Raw genomic sequence first — 18,104 nt, 5'->3', positions numbered from 1 at the left:
GTGTCGTTCCTTCCCTGTCGAACCGCGATGGCTCCGGGGATACGACAGCAGAACGTTGCGGACCCAACGGGCCCACTGATACAGCTGTACGTGCTTCTCTCATCCAGACTTTAACTGTCGGTACCGGAATTCCACCGGTTCAACCGTCCGCCGGAATCCTCCTGGGAGGAAGCCGGCTCGCGGGTCGCGGACTGTCACCGCCGGTTCGGACTTACACCGACCCCGGAGCACGTATGTGTGTTGTTATTGTGCCACAACCGGCAGGGGCACCCGGTTATTCCGTCGCCCCGCGTAATGTCCGGCTGCCCTTGTGGCGCAGCAGGTCGATGGCTGCGGCGGGGTCATCGGCGCCGTAGACGGCAGAGCCCGCCACAAAGACGTTGGCGCCGGCCTCGGCGGCGCGGGTGATGGTTTCCTCGGTGATCCCGCCGTCCACCTGGATGGCTACTCCCAGCCCGGAGCCTTCCACGGCTTCGCGGGCCCGGCGGATTTTGGGGAGCGTGACGTCCAGGAACGCCTGGCCGCCAAAGCCCGGTTCCACTGTCATGATGAGCAGCATGTCCAGTTCCGGCAGCATGTCGAGGTACGGCTCCACGGGGGTGGCCGGGCGAAGCGCCATGCCCGCTTTGGCCCCCCTGCTGCGCAGTTCCCGCGCCAGCTTGATGGGCGCAATGGATGCCTCGGCGTGGAACGTAACCGATGCCAGGCCTGCGTCGGCGAACCCGGGGGCCCAGCGGTCCGCGTCGGCAATCATCAGGTGGGCGTCGAGTGGAACCGGGCTGACGGCCTGGATCCGCTGCACCACCGGCAGCCCGATGGTCAGGTTGGGGACGAAGTGGTTGTCCATGACGTCCACGTGCACGGCGTCGGCGTTGCTGATCCGCCGCAGTTCGGCCTCAAGGTTGACGAAGTCGGCGGAGAGGATGCTCGGGTTGATGCAGCATTGCGTCACAGGGTTGCCTTTCGGATGAACATGCGTTGGTCGCAGCGAAGTTCCAGCCCGCTGCAGGGAGCGGGCGGGGCTGGTAGCCGCAGGTCGGGAAGCCGGGAATTCTTCCTGATCAGGTTTCTTTGCCTGTCAGGGTTTCTTCTCCTGTCAGGATTTTTCTGTATCAGGGCCAGGAACATGGCATCGGTGTGGTGGATGTGGGGCCAGAGCTGCGCGGTCAGTTCATGGCCCGCGCCAAGGCTTCCAGTGAGGCTGACTGCGTCAAGTGCGGCGCCGGCATCGAGGAGTTCCAGGTCGCCGCGCTTCCGGAGCACGTCGGCCACAACAGCTGTGGTCTCTGCCGGGTGCGGTGAACACGTCACGTAGGCCACCACTCCCCCGGGCCGAACCGCGGCCAGGGCAGAGTTCAGCAGCTCGCGCTGCAGTGGGCCCAGGTCTGCAATGTCCTTGGGCGAGCGACGCCACCGGGACTCGGGCCTGCGCCGAAGTGCCCCCAGGCCGGTGCAGGGAACGTCCACCAGGACACGGGAGTATTGCCCCGGCTGTTCGGCGCCTACATCCCGGCCGTCGCCGGTCCGGACCTGCCAGCTGTCCTGCGGTACGGCGGACAGTGCCTGACTGACAAGCTTTGCGCGGTGCGGGGCGGGCTCGTTCGCAAGAAGCGTGGCCCCCGCTGGTGCGCAAGGGCACCAAGGAGTGCCGCCTTTCCACCCGGGCCTGCGCAGAGGTCGAGCCACGCTTCACCGGCACCATCGGCCGCCTGGCCGAGGTTCACCGCGGCCAGGGCCCTGGCCACCAGCTGGGAACCGACATCCTGCACCCGGAGGGTACCGGCGCGTACGGATGCCAACCGCCCCAGGTCACCGCCGCTGGAGAGCGCGGAGCCTTCCACCAGTTCCCCGGGGGTGGCACCGTTTTCCAGCGCTTCGTCGAGGCTGCCCAGCCCCGGCAGGGCCACAAGGTTGACCACAGGGGCGGCGTTGTCCGCTTCGAGCAGGTCGTTGATCTCGGCTGCGGGCCGGCCATGGGCCACGAGCGACTGGCGCATTGCCCGGACAATCCATTCGGGGTGGGCGTACCTGAGCGAGGCAATCTTCGTCTCGTCGGTTTCGCCCTCCACCAGCAGGTCCAGCCATTCCTCAAGGGGGTGGGCAGTGACCTTGCGGAGGACGGCATTGATCAGCGCCGAGGGTCCCGCCCCGATGACGGCACGGGCAAGTCCAACCGTCTGGTCCAGTGCGGCGTGCGCGGGGACCCGCATGGCCAGCAGCTGGTGGGCGCCGATACGGAGGGCGTCGAGGACGGCGGGGTCAAGCTGGGCCAGGGGCCGGTCCACGCACCGCGCCAGGATGGCGTCGTAGGTGCCTTGGCCGCGCAGGGCTCCGTAGCTTAGTTCCGTGGCGAATCCGGCGTCGCGTTTGTCCAGCCGGTGGTGCCGGATCCGCGCGGGCAGCACGAGGTTGGCGTAGGCGTCCTCCTCAGCCACGGCACGCAGCACTTCGAAGGCCACCAGGCGGGCTGGATCGGCGCGCCTGGTCCGCTGCGACGGCGCCTGCCCGGTGAAGTTCCGCTGCGGCCCGCGGTTGCGTTCCCGCCCTTTGGCATCCCTTCTGCTGGCATCCCGGGGTCCGCCCTTGCCGCGGCCGCCTCCTCCGGCGCTTCCCCCTCCGCCGGTGTTTGGTCCGCCCGTGTTCCGTCCACCTGTATTACCGCCGGACACGCTCATTCGAACACCACACCCTCCAGTGAAGCCATGCCGCGTGCCCAGTCGGCTGCAGCCATCATCTTTTTCCCAGCGGGCTGGACCCGGGTGAGTTCCACGGCGTGTGAACCTGTTCCCACCAACACGGCTTTCCCCTGCAATGCCACTGAGCCAGGGGCAAGTCCTGAAATATCCGGCCGGAGCCGGACAGGTTCGAGCTTGACCCGCTGCCCGTCCAGCAGGGTCCAGGCGCCGGGCTCAGGGGTGACTCCGCGTGCCTGCCTGTTGATGGCAAGGGCCGGGTGGGACCAGTTAAGGTGTCCGTCCTCCAGAGTCAGTTTGGGTGCCAGGGAGATCTCTCCGGCCTGCGGCTGCGGCGACGCTTTTCCGGCCTCGATGGCGGACAGTGTCTGCGCCAGCAGGACGGCACCGCTGTGGGACAGCCGCTCAAGCAGGTCTCCTGCCGTGTCCTGGGGCCTGACCGCCTCGGTGAGGGTGCCAAAAACAGGACCGGTGTCGAGTCCCTCTTCAAGCTGGAAGGTCACGGCACCTGTGACATCGTCTCCGGCAATGACGGACCGCTGGACCGGTGCCGCGCCTCTCCAGGCCGGCAGCAGGGAGAAATGCAGATTGACCCAGCCGTGCGCCGGTATGCCCAGGGCCGCAGGGGGAACCAGTCCGCCGTAGGCAACGATGGCCGCGACGTCCGGCTGCACTGCGGCGATGGCGGCGACGGCGTCGGCGTCGACCCGGGCGGCACGGATGACATCAATGCCCAGTTCCCCGGCCCGTTGTGCCACCGGCGACGGCGTCAGTACGCGTTTGCGGCCTACCGGGGCATCGGGACGGGTCAGGACCGCGACCACGTTGAAGCCGGCATTGACGAGGGCGTCCAGGGATGGCACGGCGACGGCGGGCGTCCCCGCGAAGAGGACCCTCACCCTGCTCCGCCAAAGCTGGAGCCGGGGGTGCTGGTTTGGCCAAAGCCGGCACCGCCGAAACTCGATCCCACGTTCTTGGCGCGCTTGGCTGTGGTCCGCCCGGCGACGGCGTCGTAATTGGCGTTGCGGATGGACCGCAAGGCAGCCTTCCGGTCTTCGCCTTCGAGGCGGTCGGTGTAGAGGATGCCGTCCAGGTGGTCATTTTCGTGCTGGAAGCAGCGTGCCAGCATGCCCTCCCCGTCGATGGACACCGGGTGTCCATGCATGTCCACGCCGGTGACCCGGGTGGCGCGGAAGCGGCGGACAGGGAAACCGAGGCCCGGAATGGAAAGGCAGCCTTCCACCTGGTCCGGCTGGTAGTCCCCGCTGTTCTCCAGGACCGGATTGATGATGTGCCCTTCCACACCGTCGATGCGGTAGGTGAAGACGCGCTTGCTGACGCCGACCTGCGGGGCGGCAAGCCCTGCACCGTCCACGTCCTCCATGGTTTCGGTCATGTCGGCCACCAGTTTGGCAAGCTCGGGTCCGAATTCCGTCACGGGATCGGCAACTGTGCGCAGCACAGGATCACCGATGATGCGGATATTCAGAATAGCCATGCGCTTTTTGTCCTCACGGTTGGCGGCAAAGGGAACCTATCCAGTTTAGGTGCAGTCTCTCCGGGTCCATCCGGCGCTTAGGCGGTACGGGCCTGTGCCAGCGGCGGGGGTGCGATGGGCAGCAGCGCGGTGCCTGCACTGATGGTGTCCGCCGACAGTTCCCAGACCCGGCGCAAGGCGCAGAATTTCCACCAGTGGTGCTTGAGGACTTCGGGGTTGGCACGGACGGGCCGGACCTCCGTCTCCCCGATGGCGACGGCCAGCAGGACCGGGTTTTCGCCGTACTTCCAGGGCTCCCAGGTTCCCGCCTCCGCATCCACCAGGCTTTCCTCCGCCTTCATGCCGGCCACCAGCTGCATCACTACTTTGTCGTCCAGCGGTTTGACCAGGCCGTCGCGCGTTGTGCCCTTGGTCTTGTAGTCGATCAGGCAAATGCGTCCGTTGATCCGGGCCACAAGGTCAAGGGTGCCGGCGTAGCCCACGGTGTTGTTCCAGACCGTGATCTCGGGGGCGATGGGCTCCACCTGGAAGAGCTCCCACCACTCGTCGAAGCGGACCGCGAACGCTTCCTCCCCGTTGGCGGCCAACGCCTCACGGGCCTCCTTCATGGCGTGGGGACGTCCCAGCGCGCGCAACGCCACCTGCTCGCAGTAATTGTGGACGCGGTCCCCGCGCCGGGCGGCATCATCACGATAGGTTTCCGCAGCCTTGGCCGCACGGTTGATGGCCTGCTTGATTTTGGCCGGGCTGCCCAGGCAGTCCGACAGCAGCGGATCATTGGCCAGGCTGCTGGCACCCATGTAACCGAACCAGCCATCAAGGCCATGCGGCTGCTGGCTGATAACCGTGGTGATGGAAGGTACGGAAAACTGCTCAGACGTTGACCGTGCGTACATCCGGCCGTATTCGGTGGCGTGGGCGAGAAGCGGATCAGTCATACAAAAGACTCTTTCACAGGGGGCCGACAAAAGCTCCGGGAGGCAGGCGCTGCACATGAAAAAGGCCCGTCTCCGCTGCTGATGAGCGGAAACGGGCCTCTGCGGTGGGCGATACTGGGTTCGAACCAGTGACCTCTTCGGTGTGAACGAAGCGCGCTACCACTGCGCCAATCGCCCCGATGCATTTGAATGCTAGCCCACCTCTGCCCTATTTCAAAAATCGAACAACACACCCCGCTGACCGGTACCGCGCCGCCGCCTCTGCCTGGCCGGGAATCCTCGAAAGCAGACCGGCGGGACACAGCCTGCCGCCCCCGGGCGCCCCTGCCGCCGTCGGAAATTACACACCTGTAACTCGCAAAATCCGCGTGATTACAGCGATCTGGAGGCACACAATGGGCGCAGGGCCGGAGCGATTTGGAGAATCCCGGAACCTCCGATATTGTTTTTACTCGTTGGAACGCGAGGAAATGCCGGAAACGGCAGGGAATCAACCCTCCAAAATGCGGACGTAGCTCAGCTGGTAGAGCACCACCTTGCCAAGGTGGATGTCGCGAGTTCGAATCTCGTCGTCCGCTCGCAGGACACTGTCACAGCAAAGGTTCTTCGGAATTGACGCTAACACGGTGGGTTGGCCGAGAGGCGAGGCAGCGGCCTGCAAAGCCGTATACACGGGTTCGAATCCCGTACCCACCTCGGTGAAAACCATGGTTTCCGGATCCTTCGGATGCAATGGGCGATTGGCGCAGCGGTAGCGCGCTTCCCTGACACGGAAGAGGTCACTGGTTCGATCCCAGTATCGCCCACTGGCAAGGCAACTTGCCCGCAGTACCACCGGTTTACCGGTCCATCCTGCACACGCGGACGTAGCTCAGCTGGTAGAGCACCACCTTGCCAAGGTGGATGTCGCGAGTTCGAATCTCGTCGTCCGCTCTCTTACATCCCACAGCCGGTCTTCCGGTTCGGGGCGATTGGCGCAGCGGTAGCGCGCTTCCCTGACACGGAAGAGGTCACTGGTTCGATCCCAGTATCGCCCACCATGTAAAGCAGCTCTGCGGAGCTGCTTTTTCGTATTCCCGATCCGCTGCAGGCGAAGTCCCTTGGCACACCTTTCACGCCCGGATAGGATCGAAGGCGCGAGGAGCGACCTGGCTCCGCGACAGAAGGGAGGTGCTCGTGGGTTTGATTGACGATCTAAAGGGCAAGGCTCAGGGTCTCATCCGCGGCAACGAGCAGGCCATCAAGGACGGCATCAGCAAGGCCGGCGATTTCGTCGACACGAAGACCGGCGGCAAGTACGCAGGCCACGTCGACAAGATCCAGGATGGCGCTTCCAAGCTCATTGACAAGAACGGAACCCCGGGCCAGGCACCTGCCCCCGGACAGGTTCCCCCGGCAGCTCCTGAAAATCCGGTTCCGCCGGTGGACAGGGCTCCGTAAAGGATTTGGCCGGGGCCTTGCCCCAGCACGTCAACGGGGCGCGGGTCCCGCCGCGAGGCGGCGCCCGCGCCTTTGGCGTTTAAAAGTGCCCTCGGCCGCCCGGCCAGTCTGCCTTTGGCAGCCCCGATTGCCGGTTCCCAAACCCGCGCCGGTAACCTGCCGGGTATGCCCAACTCCCCCGCACCCTCCAGGACAACCAAGGCCGGACTGCCGCGGTTCGACTCCCGGCCCGTTGTCGCCGGGATCGTTACCGCCCTGGTGGGCTTTACCTCGTCCTTTGCCGTAGTCCTCGCCGGCCTCAAGGCGGTGGGCGCCGATTCCACCCAGGCCGCGTCCGGCCTGCTGGCGCTGACCCTCGCCGTCGGGCTGGGCGTCCTGGTCCTCGCCTGGCGCTCCCGGGTTCCGGTGACTCTGGCCTGGTCGACGCCGGGTGCGGCGCTGCTGGCGGCAGCGGGAATGCCCGACGGCGGGTGGCCGGCCGCCGTCGGCGCCTTCCTGGCGACAGGCCTGCTGTTGGCCCTGACCGGCATGGTGCCGGCGCTTGGCAGGTTGATGGCGCGGATTCCGTCCCCGCTGGCGCAGGCGATGCTGGCGGGAGTCCTGCTCCAGCTTTGCCTGGCCCCCTTCAAAGCCCTGGGCACGGTTCCCGGTTTTGTGGCGCCGGTGATCCTGTGCTGGCTGGTGATGATGAAGTTCGCTCCGCGGTGGGCGGTGCCCGCGGCTTTGCTCATGGCCCTGGGCGTGATCGGAATTTCCCTGGCGTCCGCCGGGACGCCGGTGGATGCGGGAGGCCTTATGCCCGCACTCGCCTGGACCACGCCGGCGTTCAGCCTGCAGGCCCTGGTGGGCATCGCCGTCCCCTTGTTCGTGGTGACCATGGCGTCGCAGAACGTTCCCGGGGTGGCTGTCCTGCGGTCATTCGGATATGACACTCCGTGGCAGCCGGCGATGCTGGTCACGGGAGCGGGGACTGTTGCGGGGGCTCCCTTCGGCGGCCACGCCATCAATCTTGCAGCGCTCAGCGCGGCGCTGGCCGCGGGCGGGGAAGCAGGCGGGGACCGGAGCAGGCGGTGGGTTGCCGGCTTCACCTCCGGGCTGGCCTACCTGGTGCTTGCCGCTTTTTCCGCTGCCTTGGTGGCGGTGGTGAACCGGGCGCCGGGCGGGATGCTCGAAGCAGTGGCCGGGTTGGCCCTGCTGGGAACCCTTGCGTCGGCGATTTCGGCTGCCCTGGCGGACACGGAAGACCGCATCGCCCCGGCCGTCACGTTCCTGATGGCGGCCTCAGGCCTGGCATTTGCCGGAATCGGTTCCGCGTTCTGGGCGCTCATTGCCGGGCTGGCGGTGCGGTGGGTGCTGCAGCCACGGCGCAGCGGGACCGCCTCTTAGGACGGTTCGTGGTTCTGCCCTTCACGCGCCAGGGCGGTCAGGCGGGACACGGCGCGGAAGTATTTCTTCATGTACCCGCCGGTCATCATTTCCTCGGTGAACAGCTGGTCGAAGGGGACGCCGCTGGCCAGGATGGGAACGTCCTTGTCGTAGAGCCGGTCCGCCAGGACCACGAACCGCAGCGCCACAGCCTGCTCCTTGATGGTTTCCACGTTGCGCCACACCACGCCGTCAATGCCGTCGATCAGTTGGCGGTAGCGGCTGGGGTGGACACCGGCCAAGTGGTGGATGAGGGTGGAGAATTCGTCCTGGGCAACCGTCTTGCCGTCGAACTCCGCCTTCATGTGGGCGTTAAGTTCGCTGTTTCTCAGCGGGGCCGGTGCGGCGGGGAGGCCGCGGTGGCGGAAGTCCTCGCCGTCGATGCGGATGACCTCGAACTGGTCCGCCAGGACCTGGATTTCGCGCTGGAAGTCTACGGCGGCAAAGCGGCCGTCACCCAGGGAACCCGGCAAGGTGTTGGACGTGGCGGCGAGCTTGACGCCGGCGTCGGCCAGTTCCCGCATGAGCCGGGACATCAGGACGGTGTCGCCGGGATCGTCCAGTTCGAATTCGTCGATGCAGACCAGCTTGTAGCTGCTCAGGGCGTCAACGGTCTTGCGGAAGGACAGGGCGCCCACGAGGTTGGTGTACTCCACGAACGTGCCGAAAGCCTTGGGGCCCGGCGAGGCATGCCACAGCGAAGCGAGCAGGTGGGTCTTGCCCACGCCAAACCCGCCGTCAAGGTAGATGCCGGCACGGGAATCGTCCTTTTTGCCGAACAGCTTCTTGAACAGCCCGCCTCCGTTGCCCGACCCCACGCCGTCGGCAAACCCTTCCAGTTCGCGCACGGCAGCGGCCTGGCTGGGCTGCTTGGGGTCCGGGCGGTAGCTCGCAAAGGAGACCTCCCCGAACCGCGGCGATGGGTAGAAGCCCTTGAGGAGTTCGTCCACCGAAACTGCCGGAGTGCGGGCGGCAAGCTGTTCGATCTGTACCAAGGTGGTCCGTTCTGCTGGTGGTTGGTCCCCAGAAAGGATACCGGCAATGCGGACCGGACCCGGGCTGGTTGCCTACCTCCCGACCGAGGGCGTGACGAAGGCAACATTTCGTCCTATTAACGGAATACGGACAACGTCATGGGCGCTGGCTAGGGTGGGAACAGGTTCCAATGCATGTTCCACGGTTTCCCGTGCTCTTACTGAAAGGCCAAGCCATGCCCTACCCGGTTGAACAGAATGAGAAGTTCGCAGCCTACGCCCACCCGGAGCGGCTCGTTTCCACGGAGTGGCTCGCGGCTGCCATCAAGGACGGCGCAGTGGCCAATGGCGGGCTGGTGGTGGTGGAGTCCGACGAGGACGTGCTGCTGTACGAGACCGGCCATATCCCCGGTGCCGTCAAGATCGACTGGCACACCGACCTGAACGACGAAGTGTCCCGCGACTACATTGACGGCGCGGCCTTCGCTGAGCTGGCGGCGTCCAAGGGCATCTCCCGGGACAGCACCGTGGTCATCTATGGCGACAAGTCCAACTGGTGGGCCGCATACGCGCTCTGGGTCTTCACGCTCTTTGGCCACCAGGATGTCCGGCTGCTCGACGGCGGCCGGGACAAATGGATCGCCGAAGGCCGCGAGCTGACCAAGGACCGGCCTGCCCCCGCCCGGGGCAGCTACCCGGTGGTTGAGCGCGACGACGCCCCAATCCGCGCCTTCAAGGACGACGTCCTGGCTCACCTGGGCAAGCCCCTCATCGACGTCCGCTCCCCCGAGGAATACACCGGCCAGCGCACCCACATGCCTGCCTACCCGGAGGAGGGCGCCCTCCGCGGCGGCCACATCCCCACTGCGGCATCCATTCCCTGGGCCCGTGCCGCCGCAGCTGACGGCACCTTCCGCAGCAGGGAGGAGCTGGAGGCCATCTACCTGGGCGAAGCCGGGCTGTCCGAGGGTGACGACGTCGTGGCGTACTGCCGCATCGGCGAGCGGTCCAGCCACACCTGGTTCGCCCTGAAGTACCTCCTGGGCTTTGATTCCGTCCGCAACTACGACGGATCGTGGACCGAGTGGGGCAACGCCGTGCGCGTGCCGATCGTCAAGGGCGCCGAGCGTGGTTCCGTTCCCGCCGCCGTCGGAGCCTGACGCAGGACCACCCGCGTAGACTTGGAACGATGACTACTCAAGCTTTGCCTTCCGCCCTGGCGGCAATCGTGGACGACTTCCAGGCCCTGTCCGAACCCGAGAGGCTGCAGCTGCTGCTGGAGTTCTCCGAAGGACTGCCGGAGCTCCCCGACCGGCTCAAGGACCACCCCGAACTCCTGGAGCAGGTGGTGGAGTGCCAGTCGCCGCTGTTCCTCACCATCGAGACAGAGAAGAACGACGCCGGTCCCGCCGGCGCCGTGCGGCTGTACTTCAAGGCCCCGGCTGAGGCTCCCACCACCCGGGGTTTTGCCGGCGTCCTGCACGAGGGACTGGACGGCCTGTCCGCGGAGGAGATCCTGTCCGTGCCGGACGACATGCCGGAGCTGCTGGGGCTCACCCGGGCCATCACCCCGCTGCGCATGAGGGGCATGACCGCCATGTTGGGAAGGATCAAGCGCAAGGTGGCCGCCGCCGCCAAGGTCGCCTGACCCCGCCTCCATGGCACGCAGGAACGGCTCCCAGGGAACACCGGCCACAGCGGCTTTGACCGCGGCCGGGGTTCCCTTTGTGCTCCACCCCTACACCCACGATCCGGCGGCCGCGAGCTATGGCACCGAGGCCGCCGAGGCCCTCGGCATTGATCCGTCCCGCGTCTTCAAGACGTTGATGGTGGACGTGGAGGGCCGGCTGGCCGTGGGCATCGTACCTGTCAGCGGAACCCTCGACCTGAAGGCAATGGCTGCCGCACTCGGAGCCAAGAAGGCTGCCATGGCTGATCCCGCAGCGGCCCAGCGGCGCACAGGCTATGTGCTGGGCGGCATCTCCCCGATCGGCCAGCGCCAGCCCTCCCCCACGGTCCTGGACTCCTCCGCGTTGCGGCTGGAGACGATGCTGGTGTCCGGGGGCGCCGCGGCCTGGACATCGAGCTAGCTCCGGCCGACCTCATCCGGCTGACGGAAGCTGTTGCGGCGCCCATTGGTTCGCCGGCTGCGGGCAACTCCCGTCCATAGCAGTGCAGGGGCTGGGAGCCTCTGGCTACTCGATGACGTACCGCTGCATCATGTCGTTGTCCTCGTGCTCCAGGATGTGGCAGTGCCAGACGTATTCACCCGTGAAGGATGAGCCGATGGCCAGTGGGTCACCTCCTGCAGCGGCTGCACCGAAGGGGACGCGGATCCGCGTCACTTCGCCAGGCATCGCCACCACGGTGTCCTTCCATCCCTGTTCATTGGCCGGCGCGGCCTTGGGACGGCCGATCAGGAAGGGCTTGACCGGTACAGCGCACCCCCTTCCGGGCGTGACGAGTCCGGTTTTGGGGTCCACGAAGTCCGTGGCCTCCAGGTAGTCGGCCGCATCAAACCGTTGCCGGTCCAGGACCTGGAACTGGGTGAAATGCAGGTGGATCGGGTGGGCGTCCTCGGTGGTGTTGATGAGCTCCCACTGTTCCAGCGTGTCCCGCTGCACCACCGTGATGTCAGGGCTGTCAAACATCCTGTTGTTCAGCAGCGCCATGGTGGGGACGTCATCCGCATTCGCCACCTCCACCAATGCCATGGACCGGGTGGCTACGGTGGGCCGATCCACGAGCCGGGTAAGGGGCCGGGAGCGGAGCTGGGCCGGCAGCGGCACCGTATAGCCGGGCTCGGAGAGGACAGTGAACTGCATGATCTGAGGGAGCGGGATGGCGCCGCGCTGGACGGACTCCGGCCCGTTCGGGAACGGCACCCGGGCGCTGTTGGCCAGGACCACCTTCGAGCCCGCCTTAAGCCCGGCGAAGTCAACCACGATGTCTGCCCGCTCGCCTGGTCCCATGACCAGCCTGTTGAGCCTGACGGGAGCGTCCAGCAGGCCGCCGTCGGACCCTATCTGGTGGAATGTGACCGCCATGCCGTCCGCAAGGAACTTGAAGTCGTAGAACCGGGCGTTGGAGCCGTTGAACATCCGGAAGCGGTACTTGCCGCGGGCCACGTCGAGGTTGGGCCAGCATTTTCCGTTCACGGTGGCCACGTCGCCGAAGAACTCGGGGGCCCAGGGGCGGGCGGTGCCGTCAGCGCCGACTAATTCAGGGTTGGGCGGGTAGGCAAAGGAACCGTCCGGGTTGAACATGCGGTCCTGGAAGACCAGCGGCAGTTCATATGGGGGCGGTGGAAGGTGTGTCCCGTCCCCGGTGTCGATGCCTGTGCCGCCGGGGCCCGGGGTGTCCCGGAGCAGGTAGCTGCCAGCCAGCCCGGCGTAGACATTCAGGCGGGTGATACCCAGCGCGTGGTCGTGGTACCAGAGACCGGCCGCATCCTGGTTGTTGCCATAGTGGTAGGTGTACGAGGCGCCGGGCCGGAAAGTCTGCCCAGGCCCGCCGTCGGACGTCGGGGCGGTGTTGCCGCCGTGGAGGTGGACAGCCGTCCTGGGAAAACGGGCATCGTTGCCGCCCTGCGGTACCAGTTCGGGGTCGATGGCGAAGGCAAGAGGATGCCGCCCCATATCGTTGTGGACGGTGAGGCTCAGGGGCGTACCCTTCTGGGCGATAATGACCGGGCCCAGGTAAGTCCTGGATGATCCGGCGTCCTGGTACGTCAGGGTGTCGGTCAGGCCCATCCGGGCCTGGAAGCGGTGGCGGGAGTTGCGGGCCCACAACTCAAGGTTGCCGCCGGACCGCATGTCGATAACCCCCAGGTCGGCGAGCGTGGGAAGCTGCTCCGTAAAGATGCCGGGCGGGGGAACGGGGGCCGCCAGTCCCGGGCTAGCCCCGGATCCATAAGCCTGGGTCAGAACACCTGCACCGGCCACAGCGCCGGCCTGCAGCAGTTGTCGTCTTGTAATGCGCATTTTGGGGCCCCATTTCTTCGCAGCGGTATCCCCCTTGGGCAGCAGGATAAACCTGTGCTTTAGTCCGTCATAGGGGCACGGGTCCCCTCTGTAAGGGGGTGGACCACCCCGGTATGCCCTCCAGTCCGCCCCGCGGCCCGGCCGGTGAAATGGTCCATGGTTTGGTTGACCCCCAGCACGTCCATGACCCGGTCGAAGACGCCAACCGGAAGGACCCGCAGGGCCGGCAGCAGGTTCACGATGGGCGGCAGGACCAGCTTTCGGCGCCCGGCTTCGATGGCATCCAGGACCTTGGTTGCCACCTGCTCTTCCTGGAGGATGGGAAGAAGCAGGGGCCAGCGCGTCCGGACGCCGTCGAACATCCCCGTGTCGATGTAATAAGGGCACACCGCCAGCGTATTGACACCAATTTTTCCAGCGCGGAGCTCGGCACGGAGTGATTCGTTGAAACCGAAGGCGGCAAACTTGCTGGCGGAATAGTCTGTCTGGCGGGCGACGCCCACCAGGGCTGCAGCACTGGCAATGGTGACCACGGTTCCCCGCCGGCGGTCTACCATTCCGCCCAGGAAGCCGCGGGTGACCCAGTACAGGGCCATGACGTTGACCTTCATGGTCCTTTCGATGGCTTCTTCCGTGGCGTCGAGGAGTGCCAGGCCGCTGACCACTCCGGCGTTGTTGACCAGGATATCCACGGGTCCGGCAACAGCCGCCGCGGCCTTCACGCCCCCGCGGTCCGTGACGTCCACGGCATGGGCTTCGGCCAAACCGCCGGCAGCCCGGATCTCGTCGCGCACCGCCGTGCCGCGTTGGACGTCCACATCCCAGATCACCACCCGGCTTCCGCGCCGGGCTGCTCCAAGCGCCAGGCGGCGGCCCAGCCCGCTGCCGCCTCCCGTGATCAGCACAGTTGCGCCGGAAAGCATGGTTCCCTGGGGCATATCAGTCCTCCTGCGATGTTGGCGGCGCGTGTCCCGGCGCCACGGGCAGTGTCCTTTGACGGCTTCGGGGTACGCGGCCCATCACCCTGATGGCCCCTTTCATGATCCGTGCGTAGGTCCGGTTGGACATGCCGGGAAGGGGTGCAACACGGAGCAGCCGCTGCACGGCGATGGTCTGCGGCTCGGTGTACTTGAGGATGCCTTCCCGGCCGTGGCGGCGGCCTGCGCCGGACTCCTTCATGCCCCCGATCGGTGCATCATGGGATGCCCAGGTGGCTGCGTAGCCTTCATTGACATTGACCGTTCCAGTCAGAAGCCTGCGGGCCACTGCCTCGCCCCGCCGGGCCGACCAGACGCTGGCATTCAGTCCGAAGTCGGAATCGTTGGCCAGGGCAACGGCTTCGTCGTCGTCCGTTGTGCGGTAGACGGCCACCACCGGCCCAAAGGTCTCTTCCCTGGCAAGGAGCATCTCCTGCGTGACTCCCGTCAGGACCGTTGGCTCGTAGAACAGCGGCCCCAGATCCGGCCGGTGCCGTCCGCCGGTGACCAGTTGGGCTCCTTTGGCGAGCGCATCCTGGACGTGGCGGTCAACCCGTTCCAGCTGCCCCGGGCTGATGAGGGATCCCATGCCGATGTCCCAGTCCGGTCCGGGAGCCACGCGGATGCCTTTCACCGCGGCCGCGAAGGCGGCCAGGAAGCTGTCATGGACGTCTGTGTGCACGTAGATCCGTTCGATGCTGACGCACAGCTGTCCGGAGTTGGAAAAACAGGCGTGTACCGCGCCGGCGGCGGCTTTGCCCACATCCGCATCGGCCAGGACCAGCATGGGGTTCTTGCCGCCGAGTTCGGCCGAGAAGCCGATCAGCCGCTCACTGCACTGCCGCGCCACCGTCTTGCCGGTCTGCGAGGATCCGGTGAACATCAGAAAGTCGACCCGCGCGATCAAGGCAGGGCCAATTGCAGTGCCGGGCCCTGTGACCACTTGGAACAGGCCTGCGGGAAGCCCCGCCTGCCGGAGCAGTTTGAGCATCAGCAGGGCGGTGAAGGGCGTCTGCGAATCCGGCTTCAGGACGATGCCGTTCCCGGCCAGCAGGGCCGGGACGGCGTCCGAGACCGCAAGGGTCAGCGGGTAGTTCCAAGGGCTGATGACCCCCACCACTCCCTTGGGAAGACGGTGTTCGGTGGTGCGGGTCAGGACCGGCGCGGCGCCCTTCCGGCGGCGCGGCCCAAGGTGCCGTTCTGCGGTGCGCGCGTAGTAGTCCGCCGTCAGGACCACGTCCGCAAGTTCCTCAAAGGCGCTCAGCCGGGACTTGCCGCTCTCTGCCTGCACCAGGTCCAGGATGTCCTGCTCCCGGTCCAGCACCAGCCGGCGGAAGCGCCGGATCACGCTGCAACGGTCTTCGACGGAAACGCCTGCCCAGTACCGCTGCGCCACGCGGGCAGTTCCGACGGCGGCATCAACGTCGGGTGCGCTGCACACGGGCACTTCGCCCACAAGCGTGCCGTCAAAGGGTGCGTGCGAAGCCTGCGTCGGGGCGCCCGGTGCTGCCGCAACCAGCCTTGACAGTCCCGCGGCGAGATCCCGGCCCCGCGCGCTCAAGGCCGCCGTCCCGGGCTGTTGTTCGTGGAGTTGGTCCGCCATGTCACGCCCCCGCAGCGGTGTGCCCGGCCAGCGTTCCAGGGGTGAGCCCCGTGCCGGGGTTGAGGCGCGGAGCGAGCTGCTGCCGGAGCCAGGCCTTAACCAGCCGTTCCCAGCGCTCGGGGTCCACATTCCATTCCTTGGTGTGCCGTGCGTGGTTGAACGTCTCGAACGTGACCATCTCCGGGTTCCGTTCGGCCAGGAGCGCGGACGGTCCGTAGGGCACGTACTCGTCGTCAACGCTGTGGATGATCAGCGTGGGTGTCCGCAGCTCCACGGCCCGGGACACCCAATCCATGACCTTCAGGTCCACCGGTGCCGACAGGCCGGTCAGGCGGCGCCCCAGCGGGTGGCCCAGCATCAGCTGCCCGTAGCGGCCCACCAGCGACGGAATCCGGTTCAGCTGTGCATGGTGCGCCAACACGGTCACCCAGTCGATCACGGGTGCGTCAAGCACCATGGCCCGGATCAGGTGCCGGTACCGGGAAAGGTCCGCGGTCTGCAGGCAGATGGCCCCTCCCATGGACCAGCCGAACAGGACAATTTCCTCGGCCCCCTCGGCCAGCGCATACTCAATGGCGGCTTCGATGTCCTGCCACTCCGTGGAGCCCAGGCCGTACCGTCCGTCATCGGCCGACGGCGCCAGCCCGTCGTTGCGGTAGGACACCAGCAGGCTGGTCAGGCCCAACTCCAGTGCCGGTCCCACCGCCCGCAGCGCTTCCTGCCGGGTGGCTCCGCGGCCGTGCACCATGATGGCCCAGGTGCGGGCTGTCCCCTTGGCCCGGACCAGCCAGGCCGGCGCTCCCCCGCGCTCCACGGGTATCAGTACGTCCTCGGCAGGAATTCCGACGGCGGCCGGGTCAGGGTAGGTCGCGCCGCTCCACCATCCCCAGCGGGCCGTGGACAGGTCGCCGCTGTAGACGGCTTCGACCTCGCGCAGGACCGTGCGTTCGGCCGGCGAGTAGGAGATGATGCGGCCGATCCGCGCGTGGCCCTTGCCGCCGTCGAAAAAGAATCCGTAAACCCCATCCACGGTGGTGTCGTCGTTGGCGGCCAGGATCACCTGCTGCTTCTGCCCGTCCCGGATTACGGCCAGCAGTTCCTTGTCCGCTGCCCGTTGCCGGGCCGGGGTAATGACGCGGCGGGCAAAGTACACGGCGAGCGCGGACGAACCGGCGCCCAGCAGGCTGGCCACGGAGCCGCCGGCGACGGCTCCGCCGATGGCCCACTTCGCCCCCGGTGACATTCCGCCGGAATCCCTGGTGGTTGCAGTCATTGCAGGGCGCGCTCGCCGGAAAGGTGCCATGGGACTATTCTTACCGGCGTTGCCGCCGATACCCGCATTCCCGGGCAGGAACGGCACGGCGGCGCACGGCTCTCCGGTCGTGTTCCGGCACTTTCTCCAAGTGCGGTGCGGGCGCCCCCGAGCGGCGCTAGGCTAAGGCCATGAGTGATCCGATCATCATCCTGACCGAAGAACCCCTGGGCGCGGACGACCGCGTGAACATTGAACGGCTGGTGGATGGGTCGGACAGCCGGCTGCTGGTCCTGGTCCCTGCGAACACCGAGCGCCACCTGCTCGTGGACTTCCTCGAAAACCTCTCCATGCTGGACGTTGCCAAGGCATTCCGGGAACTCGCCGGCCGCAACCCGGACGCCGCCGCCGAGCGGGCGCACGCGGATGAAACGCTCGCCACCTCGCTTGCCGCGCTGGAGGGCCTGGGCTCGGGTGTGAGCGGCCAGGTGGTGGAGGGGAAGGCGGTGGACGGCCTTGTGGCGAAGGTCCGGGAAACCGGCGCCTCGCAGGCCGTAGTGATCACCAGGCCGCATGCCGTGGCCGATACCTTCCACACCGACTGGGCCAACAAGGCGCAGGACCAGCTCGGTGTCCCTGTGCTCCACCTGTACGCGGGCTCGGGATTTATCGGCGACTCCTGAGCGTTGGGAATGCTATGAGCATCTTTGGAAACAGCATCTTCGGTAACAAGTCGGCAGGCGTTGTTGGCGGGGCACCGGCCAATGCCACGCAGGACCCTGCCCGGCATGACCCTGCCACACAGGACACCCCTCAGCAGGACACCGGCATCCCGGAAACTGTCGTCAGGAAGAGCGATGAACAGTGGCGGGAGGAACTGACGCCGGAGGAGTACCACGTGCTGCGGCAGGCCGGAACCGAGCGCCCTTACACCGGTGAGTACTGGGATACCCACACAGAGGGTGTGTATCAGTGCCGGGCGTGTGGCGCCGAACTGTTCACCAGCAACGAAAAGTTCGACTCGCACTGCGGCTGGCCTTCCTTCTGGGCTCCGCTGGCTGAGGGGAATGTGCGCTACATCCACGACAGGACCCTGGGCATGGAAAGGATTGAGGTGCGGTGCGCGTCGTGCGACTCGCACCTGGGCCACGTCTTTGAGGGCGAGGGGTATGGAACGCCCACCGACCAGCGCTACTGCATCAATTCGGTGTCACTCCGGCTGGTGGCCCGGGATGATGCCGGGGACAGCACGCCGGAAAGCTGAGCCGGAGAGGGCAGCGTTCCGGGACTGATCCCACAGCGGAGGGACAGTCTCGATCCT

Annotated in this window: 15 protein-coding genes, 6 tRNA genes, 2 pseudogenes and 1 riboswitch; of the genes and pseudogenes, 12 read left to right on the top strand and 11 right to left on the bottom strand. The window is 66.7% G+C overall.

From position 1 onward, the window contains the following. Positions 1–86: 86 nt before the first annotated feature. Positions 87–235, bottom strand: a riboswitch (FMN riboswitch). Positions 236–274: 39 nt separating this feature from the next. The 6 genes and pseudogenes from rpe to OUO20_RS05185 all read right to left on the bottom strand — a co-directional run bounded on the left by rpe (position 275) and on the right by OUO20_RS05185 (position 5,306). Beyond that, positions 275–952 carry a ribulose-phosphate 3-epimerase gene (gene rpe, locus OUO20_RS05210; protein ID WP_018770771.1) on the bottom strand — a complete coding sequence of 226 codons (678 nt, stop codon included), beginning with the start codon at positions 950–952 and terminating at the stop codon, positions 275–277. Between the two features lie 146 nt (positions 953–1,098). Further along, positions 1,099–2,675: pseudogene (locus OUO20_RS05205) on the bottom strand (RsmB/NOP family class I SAM-dependent RNA methyltransferase); the annotation flags it as partial. After that, entirely contained in the window at positions 2,672–3,592 is a 921-nt protein-coding gene (gene fmt / locus OUO20_RS05200) for a methionyl-tRNA formyltransferase (protein ID WP_268002956.1), read from the bottom strand. The pseudogene OUO20_RS05205 and the gene fmt, both read right to left, overlap by 4 nt. Beyond that, positions 3,589–4,191 carry a peptide deformylase gene (gene def / locus OUO20_RS05195; RefSeq protein ID WP_018770768.1) on the bottom strand — a complete coding sequence of 201 codons (603 nt, stop codon included), beginning with the start codon at positions 4,189–4,191 and terminating at the stop codon, positions 3,589–3,591. Before def ends, fmt begins: the two co-directional genes overlap by 4 nt. Before the next feature lie 77 nt (positions 4,192–4,268). Next, positions 4,269–5,129 (bottom strand): hypothetical protein, encoded by an 861-nt coding sequence (locus OUO20_RS05190; protein ID WP_018770767.1) that lies wholly within the window; start codon positions 5,127–5,129, stop codon positions 4,269–4,271. Between the two features lie 105 nt (positions 5,130–5,234). After that, positions 5,235–5,306: transfer RNA gene (locus OUO20_RS05185), tRNA-Val, on the bottom strand. 328 nt (positions 5,307–5,634) lie between these two features. Between OUO20_RS05185 and OUO20_RS05180 the strand changes: the two genes are divergently transcribed. The 7 genes from OUO20_RS05180 (at position 5,635) to OUO20_RS05150 (ending at position 7,955) form a co-directional block, all read left to right on the top strand. Beyond that, positions 5,635–5,707 (top strand) — tRNA-Gly (locus OUO20_RS05180). Between the two features lie 47 nt (positions 5,708–5,754). Then, a tRNA-Cys gene (locus OUO20_RS05175) sits at positions 5,755–5,825 on the top strand. 38 nt (positions 5,826–5,863) lie between these two features. Further along, a tRNA-Val gene (locus tag OUO20_RS05170) sits at positions 5,864–5,935 on the top strand. A gap of 54 nt (positions 5,936–5,989) precedes the next feature. Next, a tRNA-Gly gene (locus tag OUO20_RS05165) sits at positions 5,990–6,062 on the top strand. 32 nt (positions 6,063–6,094) lie between these two features. Continuing rightward, positions 6,095–6,169, top strand: a tRNA-Val gene (locus tag OUO20_RS05160). Between the two features lie 136 nt (positions 6,170–6,305). Continuing rightward, the gene (locus OUO20_RS05155) at positions 6,306–6,569 is read left to right on the top strand and encodes an antitoxin (RefSeq protein ID WP_026265999.1); all 264 of its coding nucleotides are present in this window, start codon (positions 6,306–6,308) and stop codon (positions 6,567–6,569) included. A gap of 165 nt (positions 6,570–6,734) precedes the next feature. Further along, positions 6,735–7,955, top strand: coding sequence for a benzoate/H(+) symporter BenE family transporter (locus tag OUO20_RS05150; protein ID WP_018770765.1), 1,221 nt, complete (start codon positions 6,735–6,737; stop codon positions 7,953–7,955). Here OUO20_RS05150 and zapE read toward each other — a convergent pair. Continuing rightward, positions 7,952–8,989 carry a cell division protein ZapE gene (zapE, locus tag OUO20_RS05145; RefSeq protein WP_018770764.1) on the bottom strand — a complete coding sequence of 346 codons (1,038 nt, stop codon included), beginning with the start codon at positions 8,987–8,989 and terminating at the stop codon, positions 7,952–7,954. The two genes, OUO20_RS05150 and zapE, sit on opposite strands and share 4 nt — an antisense overlap. 215 nt (positions 8,990–9,204) lie before the next feature. Here zapE and OUO20_RS05140 point away from each other — a divergent pair, with 215 nt between their 5' ends. The 3 genes and pseudogenes from OUO20_RS05140 (at position 9,205) to ybaK (ending at position 11,138) form a co-directional block, all read left to right on the top strand. Then, the gene (locus tag OUO20_RS05140) at positions 9,205–10,128 is read left to right on the top strand and encodes a sulfurtransferase (RefSeq protein ID WP_268002955.1); all 924 of its coding nucleotides are present in this window, start codon (positions 9,205–9,207) and stop codon (positions 10,126–10,128) included. A 29-nt stretch (positions 10,129–10,157) separates the two neighbouring features. Continuing rightward, on the top strand, positions 10,158–10,616 hold the full coding sequence (locus OUO20_RS05135; protein WP_056393656.1) for a SufE family protein: 459 nt from the start codon (positions 10,158–10,160) through the stop codon (positions 10,614–10,616). 10 nt (positions 10,617–10,626) lie between these two features. Continuing rightward, positions 10,627–11,138 (top strand): annotated as a pseudogene (gene ybaK / locus OUO20_RS05130) (Cys-tRNA(Pro) deacylase). A gap of 25 nt (positions 11,139–11,163) precedes the next feature. Here the strand turns inward: ybaK and OUO20_RS05125 are convergent. From OUO20_RS05125 to OUO20_RS05110, 4 genes are read right to left on the bottom strand one after another with little or no spacing between them, the layout of a single operon-like run. Beyond that, on the bottom strand, positions 11,164–12,951 hold the full coding sequence (locus OUO20_RS05125; RefSeq protein ID WP_268002954.1) for a multicopper oxidase family protein: 1,788 nt from the start codon (positions 12,949–12,951) through the stop codon (positions 11,164–11,166). Positions 12,952–13,010: 59 nt separating this feature from the next. Next, the gene (locus OUO20_RS05120) at positions 13,011–13,889 is read right to left on the bottom strand and encodes an SDR family oxidoreductase (RefSeq protein ID WP_268002953.1); all 879 of its coding nucleotides are present in this window, start codon (positions 13,887–13,889) and stop codon (positions 13,011–13,013) included. Between the two features lies 1 nt (position 13,890). Beyond that, the gene (locus tag OUO20_RS05115; RefSeq protein WP_018770758.1) at positions 13,891–15,531 is read right to left on the bottom strand and encodes a succinic semialdehyde dehydrogenase; all 1,641 of its coding nucleotides are present in this window, start codon (positions 15,529–15,531) and stop codon (positions 13,891–13,893) included. 1 nt (position 15,532) lies between these two features. Beyond that, positions 15,533–16,804: an alpha/beta hydrolase family protein gene (locus OUO20_RS05110; RefSeq protein WP_018770757.1), complete on the bottom strand. Its 1,272-nt coding sequence runs from the start codon at positions 16,802–16,804 to the stop codon at positions 15,533–15,535. Positions 16,805–16,974: 170 nt separating this feature from the next. Between OUO20_RS05110 and OUO20_RS05105 the strand changes: the two genes are divergently transcribed. Continuing rightward, entirely contained in the window at positions 16,975–17,466 is a 492-nt protein-coding gene (locus OUO20_RS05105) for a hypothetical protein (RefSeq protein ID WP_018770756.1), read from the top strand. 14 nt (positions 17,467–17,480) lie between these two features. Continuing rightward, positions 17,481–18,047 (top strand): peptide-methionine (R)-S-oxide reductase MsrB, encoded by a 567-nt coding sequence (gene msrB / locus OUO20_RS05100; RefSeq protein ID WP_018770755.1) that lies wholly within the window; start codon positions 17,481–17,483, stop codon positions 18,045–18,047. Positions 18,048–18,104 lie beyond the last annotated feature (57 nt).

The sequence above is a fragment of the Arthrobacter sp. FX8 genome (assembly GCF_026723805.1).
Classification (GTDB): Bacteria; Actinomycetota; Actinomycetes; order Actinomycetales; family Micrococcaceae; genus Arthrobacter.
The sequence above is the reverse complement of the archived record's forward strand: the minus strand, read 5'-3'. Positions and strand labels throughout refer to the sequence as shown.